The organism is Bacillus swezeyi (assembly GCF_001969815.1).
Taxonomy (GTDB): Bacteria; Bacillota; Bacilli; order Bacillales; family Bacillaceae; genus Bacillus; species Bacillus swezeyi.
In genome coordinates this window covers 49,122-66,421 of the sequence record NZ_MRBK01000017.1, presented here as the reverse complement: position 1 = coordinate 66,421, position 17,300 = coordinate 49,122, and the positions used below count along the sequence as shown (strand labels likewise).

Here is a 17,300-nt window from a genome sequence, read left to right as displayed (position 1 = left end):
TCCTTCCATACAATTTTACAAAACGGGTGAGGGATGCGAGTTGAATGTCCTGTTTAATGAGGCTCTTCATGATTTTGATCGGCGGCCAGCTGATGGCCGGAGCGTCCATTCAATTTATTTTTGATTTAAATGCCGTTCAACATTCTTCAGATGAGGTGTTCTGGAGGGAATTTTTCAAGGAACTGACCGTAAGGCCGCCGTTATACGTCATGATTTTAGGAATGGTGTTTTTGTTTATCGGGGTTTGTTTTCCGCGAAAAACCAGGTAGTGCACTTTTCTGTACAAAAGAGAGTCCCTCAAATAAAATATATTTTACAATCATGAATTTTAAACTATTTCATATAAGAGGGAAGATGATTGCATGAGCATGATTTTTTTAGTGTTGACATTTGCTGCATTAGGTTTATCGATTTGGGCACAATTTAAAGTAAAGAACAATTTTGAAAAATATTCAAAAGTAGAGGCCTCAAGCGGGAGAACAGGGGCTGAAGTGGCGAGACAAATTCTCGACCGAAACGGCCTTTACGATGTTCCGGTTGAACCGGTAAGAGGAACCTTGACAGACCATTATGACCCGACAGCGCGCGTTGTACGATTATCAGAGCCTGTATATTACGGCCGTTCGATCGCTTCCGTTTCAGTTGCTTCCCATGAATGCGGACATGCCTTACAGCATCAGGAATCATACGGCGCTCTTGTTTTAAGACATAAGATGTTTCCGGTTGTGAATTTTTCTTCAGGAGTAGCGCCGTTTTTATTTATCGGAGGCATGCTGCTTGGAAGCCTGAATCTGATTGGACTCGGAATCATTTTGTTTTCCGCAGCCGTATTCTTTCAGCTTGTGACTCTGCCTGTTGAATTCAATGCAAGCTCTCGGGCAAAAAGGATCATCGTTTCAGAAGGAATGATCCGCAACACTGAAGAAAGAGGCGTCAGCAAAGTACTTGATGCCGCGGCTTTGACATATGTAGCTGCAGCACTTGTTTCATTGTTTGAGCTGCTGCGCTTCGTAGCGATTTTCCTGTCCGGTCGTAATGACTAACCATTAGTCAGAGGAGGTGGCCCCTTACCATGTTGTTTGGTAAGGGTTTTTTTGAATATCCTGAATCTCATACTCGTCATGCTTTTAATTGCAGCTACGGCTTTTTTCGTTGTCGCCGAGTTTGCGATTGTCAAAATTCGCGGTACAAAAATCGATCAATTGGTAGAGAATGGGGATACGCGGGCAATTGCAGCCAAAAGGGTGATTTCAAATCTTGATGAATATTTGTCAGCCTGCCAGCTGGGGATCACGATCACCGCTTTAGGGCTCGGCTGGCTCGGGGAATCAACGTTTGAACAGATCATTCACCCGCTGTTCGAATATCTCGGTCTGCCCGAGTCCGTATTGAGGGTCGCATCTGTTGTGACCGCTTTTGTAATCATTACGTTTTTGCATGTTGTGGTTGGAGAGCTGGCCCCGAAAACGATCGCCATTCAAAAAGCGGAAGCCGTCAGCCTGTGGACGGCGAAACCGCTCATTATTTTTTATAAAATCATGTTTCCTTTCATTAAATTATTAAACGGCTCGGCCCGCCTGCTGACCAGACTTTTTGGTTTCCATTCGGTCAAAGAGCATGAAGTGGCGATCAGTGAGGAAGAGCTGCGGCTCATGCTTTCTGAAAGCTATAAAAAAGGTGAAATCAATCAGTCCGAGTATAAATATGTCAACAAAATTTTTGAATTCGACAACAGGCTGGCAAGGGAAATTATGGTGCCGAGAACGGAGATTGCGACGCTTTCGGCAGACCAGTCCATTAAAGAAGCGATTGAAACCGTCATTAATGAACGCTATACGAGATATCCGATCATTAAGGATGATAAAGACCATATTATCGGTATCGTCAACAGCAAGGACCTGTTTAAATCCTACTTTCTTGATCAGCCGATTCCTTTGACCGAATTAGCGAGGCCGGTGATCAGGGTGATTGAGAGCATACCGATCCAGGAACTGCTGATTCGGATGCAGAAAGAGCAAATTCATATGGCGATTCTTGTTGATGAATACGGCGGTACGGCAGGTCTGGTAACGGTTGAAGACATATTGGAAGAAATCGTCGGAGAAATCAGGGACGAATATGATCAGGATGAAATGCCCCACGTTATTAAAAAGGGCGAACATCATTATATCATGGACGGAAAAGCATTAATCGATGAAGTGAATGATCTGCTGCAAATTGCGATCGACCATGAAGAGGTTGATACGATTGCCGGATGGCTCTTGACGCAAAAAATGGAGCTGAAAAACGGCGATGTTTTTAAGACGGAAGGCTGTGAATTTAAAATTATTGATGCCGAAGATCATCATATCCGCTTTATCGAAATTAAAAAAACAGATTTTTAAATCTAAAAGAGAAGCAGCTGCGTTTGGCCGCGGCTGTTTTTTAGTTCTAAAGGATGTCCATATTTCAAAATTATGGAGGTTTCTTTAAAGATAAGCGTATTGATCTATGGAAGATCATGACTTTTTGCGAATGTGAAGCTGACCGTTTTTTTTTATAATATCGTGTATACACACGAGGAGGTTTGTAAAACGTGAACAACAATCGTTTCTTAAAATCCGTTCTGCTGTGGAGTGCGGCATTTATCATTTTATTGGCGGGTCCGCTCACGGCACTTGCCGCATCTTCTTCAACACCATCGGATAAAATGTATTTTAAAAACAAAAAATACTACATATTCAACAATGTATGGGGGGCCGATCAAGTCAGCGGCTGGTGGCAGACCATCTATCACAACAGTGATTCCGATCTGGGCTGGGTATGGCATTGGCCGAGCAGCACAAGCACAGTCAAAGCCTATCCGTCGATCGTCAGCGGCTGGCATTGGACGGAAGGCTATACCGCGGGAAGCGGCTTCCCAACCCGTTTGTCAGATCAAAAAAACATCAACACGAAAGTCAGCTATTCGATCAGTGCGGACGGGACTTACAATGCGGCATATGACATTTGGCTGCACAATACAAATCAAGCGAGCTGGGATTCAACGCCAACCGATGAGATTATGATTTGGCTGAACAATAAAAATGCCGGACCGGCCGGTTCATATGTCGAAACCGTTTCAGTCGGCGGTCATAATTGGAAGGTTTACAAAGGCTATATTGATGCCGGAAACGGAAAAGGCTGGAATGTGTATTCGTTTGTCAGAACGTCAAATATTCAGAGCGCCAGCTTGAACATCCGCGATTTCACAAATTATCTTGCAGATTCAAAAAAATGGCTAAGCAAAACGAAGTATGTCAGCAGTGTTGAATTTGGCACAGAAGTGTTCGGAGGAACAGGACAAATCAATATTTCCAATTGGGACGTCAAGGTCCGCTGATGTTTTAGAGAGCACCGCTCCTTTAGAAAAGGGCGGTGTTTTGTTTATTCCAAACTTTCTTTTTTTATAGGAGATACGTCTTCATATATTGGTTCAGAAATATTACGATACCATCCTGACGTATTGCCGCTTACTCTCATCCTGAATGACCACTCCAAGCTTTGCCAGGTCTTTGCGCAAGATTTTTGCCTCTTCATGTTTATTTTCCAGCATTGCCCGTTCTCTAGCTAAAAGAAGAGTATTGATATGTGAGGGGAAATCAGGATGATCCGCAACCCAGCGTTCATACTGATTCTTGAAGGGGTCCTCTTCTTTCCATTTATAACCGTGATTTTTAAAAGCACTTTCAACAAGAGCTTTCTTTGATTCAATCTGTTCACGGTACAATTCATTGCCGCTATCACCAAGAATAACAAGATCCTTATTCTCAAGATAAACTGTAGAAATGTCTTTTTTCTCAATGATTTCTTCTTTCTCTTTAAATAACAACCTTACGTTTTGATCAGAAATGAACACTTTAAGAATTTCATTGAAAATATATTGAGAAAAAAACAGGCCGGCAATAATACCGATAACTGCAGCGATAACAGATACCCAGAAACTGTTTAATGATGTGATAAATTCTAAAGGCCCTTTCAAAAGAACAATAGGAATAGTCAATACCCATTCTGCAATAACAGGCAAAAACCATCCAAGAACAGCCCCTAAAATTGGCGGAATCATCCAATATAAAGCTTTTTCTATTTTTGATAATCCAATCATCGTTTCCTGATTCAAAATCATTCACTGCCTTTCATTACATGACTGACTGCTGTTTCCCATATTTTTTTATAATCCATTTCAATTCCGAAGATCATGAAATTACCCAAATTATCAATAACAAGCGCAAGGGTATGTGCATTCACCTTGGTGTTTTGAGAAGAGATGACACCGAGTTCAACACCGTAAGAAAGTAATGCATCAAAACCTTCTAAGAAGTGTTCCATAATAGATTTAAGCTTTTTCTCATATTTTGGTCTTTGTGCTGCACTTAAAACAAACTCGTGTACCACTTTCAAAGCAGGAGTGTTATGTTTATACTCTTCAAAATAGCGCATGCCGTCTGCTATTAACCGTTTTTTAAAATTCTCCTTCGTGTACTCATTGATTGAAAAATAAGCAGAGAAATGGTGGTCAGCAAATACTAAATGAAAAAGGTAATCGACCAGCTCTTCTTTAGATGAGAAATAATAGTAAATAGCAGGTTTTGAAATGCCTACTTCTGACGCAATCATTGATAAGCTCGTACTTTTTAGACCGTGTCGAGCGATAAGAGTAAATGCTGCTTCAACAATCGCCTCTTGTGTATTGCTTTTCTTTTTCATTAAAATCAATCCTTAGCATCATCTGTACATTAATTTTACTTACCGATAGGTAAAAAAACAAGTGTGATTTAAACTTTGCGTCATTCTGTATTAACTCAGATCTGTTTCGAAAGGATTTAGGCTGCTCTCAACTGTATTTACTTGAATGCTTTATCATCTTCAGTTTGAACTGTGTTTTCTTCTTTTTTTCAAGAATAAACGTGGTCACAATGCAGCACAGCATAAAAAACGATCACAAAAATGGCGTGCGTCACCTTGTAACCTTCCTTTCCAAAGATTTATAAGCCGCAAAGCATATTTAGCATAAAAAAACGTATAATCGTTGGTATATCAAAGTTTATGGGATGTTTAGCTCGAAAAGCCTTCTATATATAATGACATCACAACAAGGGGTGTTTGGATGACAAGGGCATGGTGGAAAGAGGCTGTCGTTTATCAAGTGTACCCGCGCAGTTTTATGGATTCAAACGGGGACGGAATAGGGGATCTAAACGGGAGCAGGGCGAAGCTGCCGTATATGAAAGAGCTTGGAGCGGATGCCATCTGGATCTGTCCTGTCTTTGATTCCCCCAATGCCGATAACGGCTACGACATCAGGGATTATCAAAATATCATGGAAGAGTTCGGGACGATGGACGACTTTGACGCGTTACTGGCTGAAGCGCATCAGCTCGGCTTGAAGCTGCTCATCGACCTCGTTATCAACCATACGAGCGATGAGCATCCATGGTTTATAGAATCAAGGTCGGATAAAAAATCGCCAAAACGGGACTGGTATATTTGGAAAGATGGAAAAGACGGGCATGAGCCGAACAACTGGGAAAGCATATTCAGCGGTTCAGCCTGGACTTATGACCGAAAAACGGATCAATATTATCTTCACGTCTTTCACGAAAAGCAGCCGGATCTGAATTGGGAAAACATCCGTATGCGCCGCGCCGTATATGAAATGATCAACTGGTGGCTTCAGAAAGAAATCGACGGCTTCAGAGTGGACGCGATTTCACATATTAAGAAAAAAGATGGCCTGCCAGATCTTCCTCATCCGAAAGGACTCTCCTTTGTGCCATCCTTTGACGGCCATATGAATGTTGAAGGAATCATGGAATTTCTTCGGGAGCTGAAGGAAGAAACGTTCGCCAAGCATCCGCATATCATGACGGTCGGCGAGGCGAACGGGGTGAGTGTCGCTGAGGCGGAGGCGTGGGTCGGCGAGGAAAACGGCATATTTAACATGATGTTCCAGTTTGAACATCTGGGGCTTTGGGACATCGGTGATGAAGAACAAATTGACATCGTTCGTCTGAAGCGGATTTTGTCCAGATGGCAGACCGGTCTTGAAGGGAAAGGGTGGAATGCCCTTTTTATAGAAAATCATGATCAGCCCCGCTCGGTTTCGGTTTGGGGAGATGACGGGAAATACAGAAATGAAAGCGCCAAAGCCTTGGCTGCCATGTATTTCTTTATGAAGGGAACGCCTTTCATTTATCAGGGACAGGAAATCGGCATGACAAATGTGGCGTTTTCCGATATTGAGGATTACGATGATGTTTCCCTCAGAAATTACTATCAGATTCAAAAGGAGAAAGGCAGCTCACATGAAGACATCATGAAGGCGGTTTGGAAGAAGAGCAGGGATAATGCGAGAACACCGATGCAATGGACGGATGAAAAAAATGCCGGATTTTCAAACGGAAAGGCTTGGCTGCGTCTAAATGAAAATGATCCGCTGATCAATGTGGAAAACCAGAAGAAGGATCGGCATTCAGTCTACCATTTTTATAAGCAGATGATCTTTCTCAGGAAGTGTCATGACATCTTCATCGATGGAACGTTCGAGCTTGTCCTTCCTGAAGATCAGCAGATTTTTGCTTATTTGCGCAAGTTACCGGACCAGACCGCGATCATCATGACGAATCTCAGCCGGCATTCCGCGTTTTACCAGTATTCCGCATACCCATTATCAAGCGGCAGACTGCTTTTGGCCAATATGGATGTGCCAGTTCACAAACATCTCACATCCTTTATCATGAAACCGTATGAAGCACGCATTTATCTATTGTAAAACAGGAGATGACAAACTTTTAGCGAATTGAAGAAATGGTGATAAAGAAAGGAGCAGATTCGGATGTTGAAAAAAATACAGATTCAGACAAACCATCGCGATGAAATGCTTGACATCTCGGATCAAGTGCAAAAGTTTGTCATGGAAGAAGACATTTCAAACGGTGCTGTTATCGTCTATTGCCCGCATACAACAGCCGGCATTACGATAAACGAAAATGCCGATCCTGATGTCAAACGGGATATGCTGAGAAGGTTTGATGAAGTGTATCCGTGGAAGCATCAGCTTGACCGGCATATGGAAGGCAATACCGCAGCCCACATGAAATCAAGTACGGTAGGAGCCTCCCAGCACATCATTATTGAAGACGGAAAGCTGATCCTTGGAACATGGCAGGGCATTTATTTCTGCGAATTCGACGGTCCGAGAACACGGACCTGCTATTTCAAAATCATAGCCGGGTGAAAGGGGAATAGAAAAATGAACGAATTCATGAAGCTTCTCTCACTGTCAAAGCCTGTGATACAAGCGCCGATGGCAGGCGGACCAGCAACGCCGCCGCTGGCCGCCGCCGTTTCCAATTACGGCGGTTTAGGGAGTCTTGCTTCAGGTTATCTGACGCCCGAGACTTTAAAAAGGCAGATCGAGGAAACGAAACAGCTCACGTCAGCTCAGTTTCAAGTCAATCTCTTCGTTCCGGAAAAAAGGGAAAAAGTCAGCCGGAAAAAAATCGAAGATTGGCAAAATAAGATTCCTTTATCACAGTCAGCTGAGCTTGAAACTGATGAGGAACAGGATTGGAATGATTTTTACGAAAAAATAGACATCGTTCTCAACTCAGGTGTCAAAGTCTGTTCATTTACTTTTGGAGTGCCTCCTGTCGATGCTGTCAAAGAGCTTAAAAAACGAGACTGCTGTTTGATCGGAACTGCAGTGTCAGTTGATGAAGCCGTACTGCTTGAAGAAAAGGGGATGGATATTATCGTCGTCCAGGGAAGTGAAGCAGGCGGTCACAGGGGAGCCTTTCTGCATACGAAGGGCGAGGCTGCTGTCGGCTTGATCGCCCTGATTCCGCAAGCCGCCGATCATGTGTCGGTTCCGGTGATTGCTGCAGGCGGCATCTATGACAAAAGAGGCGTGGCGGCATCGTTTGCTCTAGGCGCTCAAGGCGTTCAATTGGGTACCGCCTTTTTGGCGTGCATGGAAAGCGGCACATCTGCCGTATACAAACAAAAATTGATCGAGGCGGCTGAAACCGACACAAGGCTGACAAGGTTGTTTTCGGGAAAACCGGCAAGAGGCATTGTCAACCAGTGGATGGAAGACAGGCGAATAGACGAAGACAATGCATTGCCGTATCCGCTGCAAAATACATTGACGAAGCCGATGCGAAAACAGGCGCAGCTTGAAGGAAACCCGGAAAGCATGTCATTATGGTGCGGACAGGGCGTGCGTGCCGCTACTAAGCAAACGACGGTAAAAGAGCTGATGGATCAGCTTGTGCCCGCCGGCGTTATCTTATAATTTCAAATAAAGCCGGAATATCGACCCGTGTGACCTGTGAAAGCAGATAGGCGGACGTCTGGGCGCCCGGCTTTCTCAGCCCGTTCAGCTTTTTAATAATGGTCTCGGCGCTCAAGATTCCTAATCCGTGTGCCGCATATTGATCATTTCCTAAATAAATGGCGTTTTCTCCGCGCCATTGCGGTCTTTCCGGATCAAATTCAGGATTTTTGAAATACAGGCAGTCTCCCGGCAGGAAGTCATTTCCTTTATCAGTGTAGATCGGGAGCTTCTCATAATGCCAATCATATAAAATGATCCTTTGATAATTCTGGTCAAATTTTTGGTCCCCAATCGTTTTGACCAGCGCCATATAAAAGATGATGACAATCGCAGTCGCACATTCAAATGCGTAAAGGGGGCCGCTTCCAAAAATATTTCTAATCGCTTTGGAAGCGGATGCCCTGTATCGCAATTCCAAGGCCCCCTCAGGAGTCACCCTCCAAAACTCTTCATTGCCGTATGTTTTTGAAAAAGTGGCAAACTTCGCTCCGCTGTTGATCAGTTCCCTGGCCGATTCGATGGTATGTTCTCTGAATCTCAATTCAAATAACAGTTCCGACACCGATGCGTAGCTGTACCTGGAAGGCAAGGCGAGCATCTGGCCTGCAATGCCCTTCTGTGTCTGGCTGACATTCAGCTTTTCCACATCCTCAGGACGAAGCCCATAGCCTGCAATACTTATCATAGGAAAACACCCTTTTCCTTTTTTTATTAAGATATGCCAGAGGCTTGGGCAGGAAAACGGTTTAATTTTTCGCTTTTTTTAATTTAAAAAAGATGATCAGTCTCCGATAAAAGTAGAGAAAGGGGAGACATCATCTATGAAAAAACTATTAGATTGGACGAGGCGTCCATCTATTTCAAAAAGATTAATTTTCTCATTTATATTGATTTTAACAATCCCGATTTTAGTGCTTTCGGTGACCTCATATTCCACGGCGAGCAGCACCCTTGAAGAAGAGATCATGAGAAGCGCCAAAGACAATGTCGATGAATTGAATGAAATGATTAATCAAAATATCGACGGCAAGGAGACGTCTATTGCTTATTTCAGCGAATGGGTGAATCAAAAAGCATACAAAGAGAAAGGCCAAGCTTCTATTAAACAACGGTTTGAGCAATTTGCGAAGCAAAATCCGGATGTGGAGCTCGTTTTCACCGGTTCGGAAGAAAGTGTTTACGCCCAATATCCAAATGCATCACTGCCGAGCGGATATGATCCGGTCGAACGGGACTGGTATAAACAGGCCGTTGAGAAAAAAGGCGAAACGGTCGTTACTGAGCCTTACAAGTCGGCATCAACAGGCCATATGGTTATCACCATTGCCAAACAAACGAAAGACGGATCGGGGGTTGTCGCCCTTGACATGAATATAGATAAGCTGATCGAAGCGGCCAACAGTATCAGCATCGGCAAAACCGGATTTGCTTTCATCTTGAGCAAGGATAAAAACTATATCGCCGATCCAAAGAACAAAGCCGGAACTGAGGTGGAGTCCGGTTTGGCCGAAAAAATGTACAGCAAAGACGCAGGCGAATTCGATTTTACTGACAAAGGCAAGGAAAAGAAAACAGTCTATACGACAAACAAATTAACCGGCTGGAAAATCGGCGGAGCGATGTTTAAAGATGAAATAAAAGATGCTGCACAGCCGGTTTTCAATATGGCGCTCATGACGCTGGCCGGGGCGATTGCGGTAGGCGGCATTCTTGTCTACTTCATTGTTCGCGCCATCAGCAAACCTTTAAGTCAGCTCGTTTCATCAGCGAAAAGCATCAGTGAAGGGGATCTGACCCAAAAAATCGATGTCCGCTCAAAGGATGAATTCGGCCAGCTTGGCACAAGCTTCAATGAGATGGCCGACTCACTGCGCTCGTTGATCAGCACCATCCAAGAATCGGTTGATAATGTTGCGTCTTCCTCAGAACAGCTGACGGCAAGCGCTGATCAGACAAGCAAGGCGACCGAGCATATTACATTAGCCATTGAGCGGTTCTCAAGCGGTGCAGAACATCAGAGCGAGAAAGTCGAAACAAGCTCACAGCGTCTCAGCCAAATGAATGACCAGCTGAACGAAATGGCCGGCATATCAGAAACGATAACAGCGTCATCGACTCAATCGACGCAAATTGCCGAGACGGGCGGAGAGCTCGTGAAGCAAACCGTCGGTCAGATGAATTCGATTGATCAATCAGTCAAACAGGCTGAACAGGTTGTCAAAGGGCTTGAATCAAAATCAAAAGATATTACAGCGATCCTGCGCGTGATTAACGGAATCGCCGATCAAACGAATTTGCTTGCACTGAACGCCGCTATCGAAGCAGCGCGGGCGGGCGAGTCTGGCAGAGGATTCTCAGTCGTCGCTGAAGAAGTAAGAAAGCTAGCCGCACAATCAGCGGGATCAGCCAAAGAAATCGAGACGCTGATTCAGGATATCGTCAAAGAAATCGAACATTCTCTCAACATGTTCAAATCCGTTAACCACGAAGTTCAGTCAGGACTTGTGATTACAGAAGAAACGGAATCAAGCTTTAAACAAATTTATGATATGACAAACGAAATCGCAGGAAAGCTCCAGCAGATGAATGGTACAGTTGAACATGTAACAAATGGTTCACAAGAAATATCGGGAGCGGTCGAAGAGATTGCGGACGTTTCAAGAGAAAGCTCCGCAGGAATTCAGGATATTGCCGCTTCAGCGGAAGAGCAGCTGGCTTCCATGGAAGAGATCAGCTCATCAGCTTCAACGCTTGAGCAAATGGCTGAAGAACTTCGCGATTTAACGAAAAAATTTAAGATTGAATAAAGAAGGGGCTGTCGAGAAAATCTCGGCAGCTTTTTGTATTTGTATATAGAATAAATCAAAAATTAAATGCCCGTATCTTGTGTTTTGGAGCTTGCGAAATAGAAAAGGTGAGGGCTTCTCTGCCTCTCGATGTCAGCCCCCGCTTTCTCTTTAAACTGAGAGGCTGTTTTACCAGCCTTCTTTTGCTTATTTTAAGAATGTTTCGAAATGCTTATTAAAGTTTTTTAATATACACAAATGAACGAAGCCTCCGATATTAGGTTCATAATCCAGAAATTAAAGGAGTTTTATAAAATGAACACACTATTGGACTGGCTTAAACGTCCGTCTATTTCAAAAAAGCTGTTTTTAAGTTTTTTATTGGTTTTAACAATACCGATTTTGGTTTTATCCTACAGCGCCTATAATACGGCAGGAAGCTCCCTTGAAAATGAAATCATGAGAAGCGCGCGCGATAATGTCGACCAGTTAAATGAAATTATCGATCAAAACATCGGCAAAAAAGAACATGCGGTATCATATTTCAGCGATTGGGTGGATGAGAAGCTTTATAAAGAAAAAGGAAATGTGTCGCTGAAAGAAAAATTTGAGCAGTACGCCAAGCTGAATGAAGATGTGGAAGCCATCTACACTGGCTCAAAAGACGGTTTGTTCGTCCGCTATCCTGATGAAAAAATGTCAAGCGATTATAATCCGGTTGAAAGGAACTGGTATAAGAAAGCTGTTGAAAATAAAGGGAAGGTGATCGTGACAGATCCTTACCAGACAGCTTCGACAGGCACGATGGTCGTTACAATCGCCAAGCAAACGGCAGACGGATCCGGCGTTGTCGCCGTCAACATGAAAATCGATGAACTGATTAAAGCGACCGAACGCGTGAACATCGGAAAACAAGGGTTTGCGTTTATTTCAAGCAATGACAAAAAATATGTAGCCCACCCGTCAATTAAAGCTGGAACGGAAGGCGAAGGCGACTGGATCACACAAATGTACAGCAAAGAAAAAGGCGCTTTTAAATACACGTTTGAAGGCAAAGAAAAGCAAATGGCTTTCACAACCAATAAACAAACCGGCTGGAAAATCGGCGGAACGATGTTTACAGATGAAATATCAGAAAGTGCCCAGCCAGTTTTCAACATGGCGATGATCATTTTAGCGGCAGCGATTGCGCTTGGGGGCATTCTCGTCTACTTTATTGTCCGCGGAATCAGCAAGCCTTTGAACCAGCTCGTTTCATCGGCGAAAAGCATCAGCAGCGGAGATCTGACACAGAAAATTGAAATACGTTCCAAAGACGAATTCGGCCAGCTCGGAAGTAGCTTTAATGAAATGGCTGAGTCTCTCAGATCGCTGATCAGCGTTATTCAAACATCCGTCGACAATGTGGCCTCTTCATCTGAAGAGCTCCACGCAAGCGCGGCGCAGACAAGCCAAGCGACCGAGCATATTACAATGGCGATCGAACAATTTTCTGACGGAAATGAAAGCCAGAAAGAAAAAGTGGAAGCAAGCTCACATCAGCTGAATGAAATGAACAACGGATTATCCGATATGTCCAAAACGTCAGCAGCCATTACCGATGCCTCATTAAAATCAACGGAAATTGCCGGAAAAGGAGAAGAACTTGTTCAAAAGACCGTCGGACAGATGAATTCAATCGATCGTTCTGTTAAGCAAGCGGAAGCGGTCGTCAAAGAGCTTGAAGGCAAATCAAAAGACATCACAAGTATTTTGCGCGTCATTAACGGGATCGCCGACCAAACGAACTTGCTTGCGCTGAATGCCGCGATCGAAGCGGCCCGCGCCGGAGAATCGGGCAGGGGTTTCTCAGTCGTCGCTGAAGAAGTACGGAAGCTGGCGGCCCAGTCAGCCGATTCGGCGAAAGAGATCGAAAACTTAATTCAAGAAATCGTCAGAGAAATTGCCAACTCTCTGAACATGTTTAAATCGGTCAACCATGAAGTGCAGTCAGGACTTCAAATTACCGATGAAACAGAGTCAAGCTTTAGGACAATATACGAAATGACAAATGATATCGCCGGTAAGCTGCAAACGATGAATGGCGCAGTCGAGCAGCTTTCGCGAGGATCACAAGAAGTATCAGGCGCTGTTGAAGAGATTGCAGACGTTTCCAGAGAAAGCTCCGCAAGCATTCAGGATATCGCCGCTTCAGCAGAGGAACAGCTTGCCTCAATGGAAGAGATCAGTGCCTCCTCGACAACATTGGCTGAACTAGCTGAAGAACTCCGTGATCTGACAAAGAAATTCAAGATTGAATAAAACCAAAACACCCAGATTTGATCTGGGTGTTTTTTAGCTGTTTTGTACGATAAAAAGTTAAAAAATGCATATAAAAACTTTTTAAATGAGCCGATATTAAAGATATAAAAGAAAAGGGGTCAACAAGACAATGCCAAAAATGATCAATTGGATGAAACATCCTTCGATTGCCAAAAAATTAATTCTATCATTCTTATTCATTTTAACTGTTCCTATCATTGTTCTTTCTTACAGCGCATATCAAACGGCCAGCAGCACCCTTGATACGGAAATCATAAGCAGTGCGCGGGAGAATGTTGAGCAGCTGAATGAAATCATCGACCAGAATATCAGCCAGAAAGCGAACGCAGCATCCCATTTCAGCAGCTTAATGAAGGAGAGTACATACAAAGAGAAAGGAAACGCTTCTATCAAAGAAAAATTTGAACAGTATGCCAAGCTTCATCCAGATGTCGAGGGTATTTTTACGGGGTCAAAAGACGGGGTGTTCGTCCGCTATCCATTTCAAGAAATGCCGAGCGACTATAATCCGGTTGAAAGAGATTGGTATAAGAAGGCTGTTGAACATCAAGGTGAAGTGGTCATCACAAATCCTTACAAGACGGCTTCAACCGGCACGATGGTCATTACGATCGCCAAGCAAAATGAGGACGGATCCGGCGTTGTGGCCATCAACATGAAAATTGATGAGCTGATTAAAGCGACCGAACGCGTCAAAATCGGCAAAAGTGGCTATGCTTTTATCACAAGTGCTGATAAAAAGTTCGTAGCCCATCCGAAAAATGAAGCGGGCTCAGATGTTGAAGGCAACTGGTCTGAAGAAGTATATGCCAAGGAAAAAGGCACATTTAAATATCAATTAGACGGCGAAAAGCAAATGGCTTTTGCCACGAACAAACAAACCGGCTGGAAAATCGGCGGAACGATGTATATAGATGAAGTCACGGAAGCTTCACAGCCCGTCCTTCATGCCGCTCTCATCACGCTGATCATAAGCATCGTTTTGGGCCTCATCCTGATGGTCTTTATGATCAGATCAATCACAAGACCGTTAAGCGAGCTTGTTTCTTCAGCGAAAAATATCAGCGGCGGAGATCTGACGCAAAAGATCAATGTCCGCTCCAAAGATGAGCTGGGACAGCTTGGTACAAGCTTTAACGAAATGGCCGAGTCTCTGCGCTCTTTGATCAGCGTCATTCAGACATCTGTTGAAAATGTAGCCTCTTCATCAGAACAGCTGACGGCAAGCGCAGATCAGACAAGCAAGGCGACCGAGCATATTACATCGGCGATTGAGCAATTTTCAAACGGAAACGAAAGCCAAAATGAGAAAGTCGAAACAAGCGCCCAGCAGCTGACTGACATGAACAGCCGTTTGCTGGAAATGTCCAAAGTCTCTGCGGCAATTACAGAATCATCCGCTCAGTCAACGGACATTGCCGAAACAGGCGGAGAGCTGGTGCAAAAAACAGTCGGCCAAATGAACTCAATCGACCAATCAGTCAAACAGGCGGAATCCGTCGTTAAAGGTCTTGAAGGCAAATCAAAAGATATCACGGCCATCCTGCGTGTCATCAATGGAATCGCAGATCAGACGAATTTGCTGGCGCTGAATGCCGCGATTGAAGCCGCAAGGGCCGGTGAAGCGGGGCGGGGATTTTCAGTTGTTGCTGAAGAAGTGCGCAAACTGGCAGAACAATCCGCATCATCTGCAAAAGAAATAGAAGGCCTCATTCAGGAAATCGTCAATGAAATCGGAAAATCGCTTGATATGTTCCAGAACGTCAACCGTGAAGTACAGTCTGGACTCAGCATCACTGATGAAACAGATACAAGCTTTAAACAAATTTATGATATGACAAACGAAATCGCAGGAAAGCTGCAGACGATGAATTCGGCTGTTGAACAGCTGTCGCAAGGGTCACAGGAAGTAGCCGGCGCAGTAGAAGAGATTGCCGATGTATCCAGAGAAAGCTCAGGCAGCATTCAGGATATCGCCGCCTCGGCGGAAGAACAGATGGCTTCCATGGAAGAGATCAGCTCATCCTCAGCAACACTCGAACAAATGGCAGAGGAGCTCCGCGATTTAACGAAAAAATTTAAAATCGACTAAACGAAAGGCTGCCGGCATTGCCCCCGGCAGCCCTTTATGTATGGGACGAAGGTCGGCATGTTTTATGGCTGAAAGGAAAGGGTATAGGTATAAACCGCCTTTTTGCTTTTTAAGCGGCTTCAGTTTATCGTACACTGATGGTATAGGAGGGATCACATGATGAGATTAGAAGGGAAGAAAGTTATTGCTCTCGTCAGCGAAGAATTTGAAGATTTAGAGCTCTGGTATCCGATTTTAAGGCTGAGGGAAGAAGGAGCGATCGTCCATTTAATCGGTGAACAAGCAGACCATGAATACAGGGGGAAATACGGCGTGCCTGCTGTCTCGGATTATGATATGAAAAACATAAACATCGATGAATACGATGCGGTTTTGGTTCCGGGCGGCTGGGCGCCTGACAAACTAAGAAGATATCCTGAAGTGCTTCAGATGATCCGCACGTTCAACGAAAAGCGCAAGCCGATCGGACAAATCTGCCATGCCGGGTGGGTGCTGATTTCTGCCGGTATATTGGAAGGCAGAAAGGTGACGAGCACGCCGGGAATCAAGGATGACATGGAAAATGCCGGTGCCAAATGGGTGAATGAACCTGCAGTGGTTGACGGTCATATCGTCTCAAGCCGCCGCCCGCCCGACCTGCCCATCTATGTTAAAGCATTTGCCGATCTGTTGGCACAATATTAATACGAAAGAGCCGCCCATTGATCGAAAGGTCGGCTCTTTCGTTTACTGCCGGTCGGCGGGAAAAACGAGGCCGATCTGTTGGCGCGCTTCATCCATGACCGCTAATGTGGTGAGAGAGCGTTCAAACGTATTATCAGACGATTCAATCCGGCCTTGTTTGATTAAATTGATAAATTCCTCTATTTCATAAAACATCGCCGGCTTTTCATCAGGAATCGTAATATCTTCGATGCTGCCATCGCGGAAGCGGATCTCGACTTTTTCAGGCCGGTGGATTTTATCGATGACAATTGAGCCGTCTTCTCCTTGAATTTCCGCCGGCATGTATGAGTTGGAAATTTTGGAGTGCATCAAGACGGCTTCATGCTCTTCATATGTTAAGAGCACCGTTCCTTCACCATCTGTTCCTGACTCAAGAATCAGCCCGTTCGCCTTGACTTCAAGCGGTTTCCCGAACAGGACGACCGCCGGATGAACGCAATAGACGCCGATGTCCATCAGAGAGCCGTTTGAAAAAGCGGGATTAAACGCATTTAAAACAGTGCCGTTTTTATAGGCGTCATAGCGTGAGGAATATTGGCAATAGCTGGCCGTCAAGCGGCGGATTTTTCCGATTCTCGGCAAATGGCGGATGATGTTTTTAAAATTCGGGAGAAACGTGGTTTTCATGGCTTCCATAAAAGCAACCCGGTGAGCCTGAGCGGTTTTCACCATTTCCTCAGCCTCTCTTGTATGAGATGCCAGCGGTTTTTCGCATAAAACGTGCTTCCCGTTTTTCATCAATGCAACCGCTTGTTCTTTATGTAAAGAGTTGGGGCTTGCGATGTAAACAGCATCAATACAATCGCTTTTTGCCATGTCTTCAATATGAGTAAAAACAGCTGTGACCCCGTATTTTTGTGCGAATTCCCGGCCGCGCTCCTCCGTCCTTGAATACACGGCGGCTAATTGAAAATCGTCCGTCATTCCGGCTGCTTCAAGAAAGCGGTCTGTAATCCAATTCGTTCCCACTACACCGAACCGTACCATGTTTCATTTCCCCCTTCGCAATGATATATGA

General features: G+C 44.5%; 15 protein-coding genes and 3 pseudogenes. 14 read left to right on the top strand and 4 right to left on the bottom strand.

Features of this window, described 5'->3' with window-relative positions; genetic code table 11:
- Nucleotides 1-44: 44 nt before the first annotated feature.
- The 4 genes from BTA30_RS15130 to BTA30_RS15115 all read left to right on the top strand — a co-directional run bounded on the left by BTA30_RS15130 (nt 45) and on the right by BTA30_RS15115 (nt 3,361).
- The gene (locus BTA30_RS15130) at nt 45-269 is read left to right on the top strand and encodes a YuzI family membrane protein (protein ID WP_076762140.1); all 225 of its coding nucleotides are present in this window, start codon (nt 45-47) and stop codon (nt 267-269) included.
- 99 nt (nt 270-368) lie between these two features.
- On the top strand, nt 369-1,043 hold the full coding sequence (locus tag BTA30_RS15125) for a zinc metallopeptidase (protein ID WP_076762182.1): 675 nt from the start codon (nt 369-371) through the stop codon (nt 1,041-1,043).
- 51 nt (nt 1,044-1,094) lie between these two features.
- The gene (locus tag BTA30_RS15120; protein ID WP_076762139.1) at nt 1,095-2,384 is read left to right on the top strand and encodes a hemolysin family protein; all 1,290 of its coding nucleotides are present in this window, start codon (nt 1,095-1,097) and stop codon (nt 2,382-2,384) included.
- A gap of 191 nt (nt 2,385-2,575) precedes the next feature.
- The gene (locus BTA30_RS15115) at nt 2,576-3,361 is read left to right on the top strand and encodes a GH12 family glycosyl hydrolase domain-containing protein (RefSeq protein ID WP_076762138.1); all 786 of its coding nucleotides are present in this window, start codon (nt 2,576-2,578) and stop codon (nt 3,359-3,361) included.
- Between the two features lie 102 nt (nt 3,362-3,463).
- On the opposite strand, the gene BTA30_RS15110 is transcribed toward BTA30_RS15115, so the two are convergent.
- Nucleotides 3,464-4,144 carry a YqeB family protein gene (locus tag BTA30_RS15110; protein WP_420885595.1) on the bottom strand — a complete coding sequence of 227 codons (681 nt, stop codon included), beginning with the start codon at nt 4,142-4,144 and terminating at the stop codon, nt 3,464-3,466.
- Nucleotides 4,141-4,725, bottom strand: a complete 585-nt coding sequence (locus BTA30_RS15105) for a TetR/AcrR family transcriptional regulator (protein WP_076762137.1) — start codon at nt 4,723-4,725, stop codon at nt 4,141-4,143. The genes BTA30_RS15110 and BTA30_RS15105 overlap by 4 nt, the downstream gene beginning before the upstream one ends.
- A gap of 400 nt (nt 4,726-5,125) precedes the next feature.
- On the opposite strand from BTA30_RS15105, the gene BTA30_RS15100 reads away from it, so the two are divergent.
- The 3 genes from BTA30_RS15100 (at nt 5,126) to BTA30_RS15090 (ending at nt 8,314) form a co-directional block, all read left to right on the top strand.
- Nucleotides 5,126-6,790 carry a glycoside hydrolase family 13 protein gene (locus BTA30_RS15100; RefSeq protein WP_076762136.1) on the top strand — a complete coding sequence of 555 codons (1,665 nt, stop codon included), beginning with the start codon at nt 5,126-5,128 and terminating at the stop codon, nt 6,788-6,790.
- A 63-nt stretch (nt 6,791-6,853) separates the two neighbouring features.
- Nucleotides 6,854-7,255: a secondary thiamine-phosphate synthase enzyme YjbQ gene (locus BTA30_RS15095; RefSeq protein WP_076762135.1), complete on the top strand. Its 402-nt coding sequence runs from the start codon at nt 6,854-6,856 to the stop codon at nt 7,253-7,255.
- A gap of 15 nt (nt 7,256-7,270) precedes the next feature.
- Entirely contained in the window at nt 7,271-8,314 is a 1,044-nt protein-coding gene (locus BTA30_RS15090; protein WP_076762134.1) for a nitronate monooxygenase, read from the top strand.
- Here the strand turns inward: BTA30_RS15090 and BTA30_RS15085 are convergent.
- Complete coding sequence (locus tag BTA30_RS15085) at nt 8,304-9,041, bottom strand: protein-glutamine gamma-glutamyltransferase (RefSeq protein ID WP_076762133.1); 738 nt, start codon at nt 9,039-9,041, stop codon at nt 8,304-8,306. The genes BTA30_RS15090 and BTA30_RS15085 overlap by 11 nt on opposite strands.
- 136 nt (nt 9,042-9,177) lie before the next feature.
- On the opposite strand from BTA30_RS15085, the pseudogene BTA30_RS24480 reads away from it, so the two are divergent.
- The 7 genes and pseudogenes from BTA30_RS24480 to BTA30_RS15065 form a co-directional block, all read left to right on the top strand.
- A pseudogene (locus BTA30_RS24480) lies at nt 9,178-10,218 on the top strand (cache domain-containing protein); the annotation flags it as partial.
- Nucleotides 10,213-11,163: a methyl-accepting chemotaxis protein gene (locus BTA30_RS24475; RefSeq protein WP_411813160.1), complete on the top strand. Its 951-nt coding sequence runs from the start codon at nt 10,213-10,215 to the stop codon at nt 11,161-11,163. The pseudogene BTA30_RS24480 and the gene BTA30_RS24475, both read left to right, overlap by 6 nt.
- A 237-nt stretch (nt 11,164-11,400) precedes the next feature.
- Nucleotides 11,401-12,498, top strand: a pseudogene (locus BTA30_RS24470) (cache domain-containing protein); the annotation flags it as partial.
- A complete protein-coding gene (locus BTA30_RS24465) occupies nt 12,493-13,443 on the top strand; it encodes a methyl-accepting chemotaxis protein (RefSeq protein ID WP_412677570.1) in 951 nt (316 codons plus the stop codon). The pseudogene BTA30_RS24470 and the gene BTA30_RS24465, both read left to right, overlap by 6 nt.
- Nucleotides 13,444-13,573: 130 nt before the next feature.
- Nucleotides 13,574-14,611, top strand: a pseudogene (locus BTA30_RS24460) (cache domain-containing protein); the annotation flags it as partial.
- A complete protein-coding gene (locus BTA30_RS24455; RefSeq protein WP_411813162.1) occupies nt 14,606-15,556 on the top strand; it encodes a methyl-accepting chemotaxis protein in 951 nt (316 codons plus the stop codon). The pseudogene BTA30_RS24460 and the gene BTA30_RS24455, both read left to right, overlap by 6 nt.
- A 159-nt stretch (nt 15,557-15,715) precedes the next feature.
- A complete protein-coding gene (locus BTA30_RS15065) occupies nt 15,716-16,240 on the top strand; it encodes a type 1 glutamine amidotransferase domain-containing protein (protein WP_076762180.1) in 525 nt (174 codons plus the stop codon).
- Nucleotides 16,241-16,282: 42 nt separating this feature from the next.
- Here the strand turns inward: BTA30_RS15065 and BTA30_RS15060 are convergent, their stop codons facing one another.
- On the bottom strand, nt 16,283-17,269 hold the full coding sequence (locus BTA30_RS15060; protein ID WP_076762129.1) for a Gfo/Idh/MocA family protein: 987 nt from the start codon (nt 17,267-17,269) through the stop codon (nt 16,283-16,285).
- Nucleotides 17,270-17,300: the final 31 nt, after the last annotated feature.

What these genes read in the sequence shown, in the direction of transcription:
- BTA30_RS24465 (WP_412677570.1), top strand. Translation starts at nt 12,493, where the DNA reads ATGGCTGAGTCTCTCAGATCGCTGATCAGCGTTATTCAAACATCCGTC.
- BTA30_RS15130 (WP_076762140.1), top strand. Translation starts at nt 45, where the DNA reads ATGTCCTGTTTAATGAGGCTCTTCATGATTTTGATCGGCGGCCAGCTG.
- BTA30_RS15100 (WP_076762136.1), top strand. Translation starts at nt 5,126, where the DNA reads ATGACAAGGGCATGGTGGAAAGAGGCTGTCGTTTATCAAGTGTACCCG.
- BTA30_RS24455 (WP_411813162.1), top strand. Translation starts at nt 14,606, where the DNA reads ATGGCCGAGTCTCTGCGCTCTTTGATCAGCGTCATTCAGACATCTGTT.
- BTA30_RS15060 (WP_076762129.1), bottom strand. Translation starts at nt 17,269, where the DNA reads ATGGTACGGTTCGGTGTAGTGGGAACGAATTGGATTACAGACCGCTTT.
- BTA30_RS15095 (WP_076762135.1), top strand. Translation starts at nt 6,854, where the DNA reads ATGTTGAAAAAAATACAGATTCAGACAAACCATCGCGATGAAATGCTT.
- BTA30_RS15065 (WP_076762180.1), top strand. Translation starts at nt 15,716, where the DNA reads ATGAGATTAGAAGGGAAGAAAGTTATTGCTCTCGTCAGCGAAGAATTT.
- BTA30_RS15090 (WP_076762134.1), top strand. Translation starts at nt 7,271, where the DNA reads ATGAACGAATTCATGAAGCTTCTCTCACTGTCAAAGCCTGTGATACAA.
- BTA30_RS15085 (WP_076762133.1), bottom strand. Translation starts at nt 9,041, where the DNA reads ATGATAAGTATTGCAGGCTATGGGCTTCGTCCTGAGGATGTGGAAAAG.
- BTA30_RS15110 (WP_420885595.1), bottom strand. Translation starts at nt 4,144, where the DNA reads ATGATTTTGAATCAGGAAACGATGATTGGATTATCAAAAATAGAAAAA.
- BTA30_RS15105 (WP_076762137.1), bottom strand. Translation starts at nt 4,725, where the DNA reads ATGAAAAAGAAAAGCAATACACAAGAGGCGATTGTTGAAGCAGCATTT.
- BTA30_RS15125 (WP_076762182.1), top strand. Translation starts at nt 369, where the DNA reads ATGATTTTTTTAGTGTTGACATTTGCTGCATTAGGTTTATCGATTTGG.
- BTA30_RS24475 (WP_411813160.1), top strand. Translation starts at nt 10,213, where the DNA reads ATGGCCGACTCACTGCGCTCGTTGATCAGCACCATCCAAGAATCGGTT.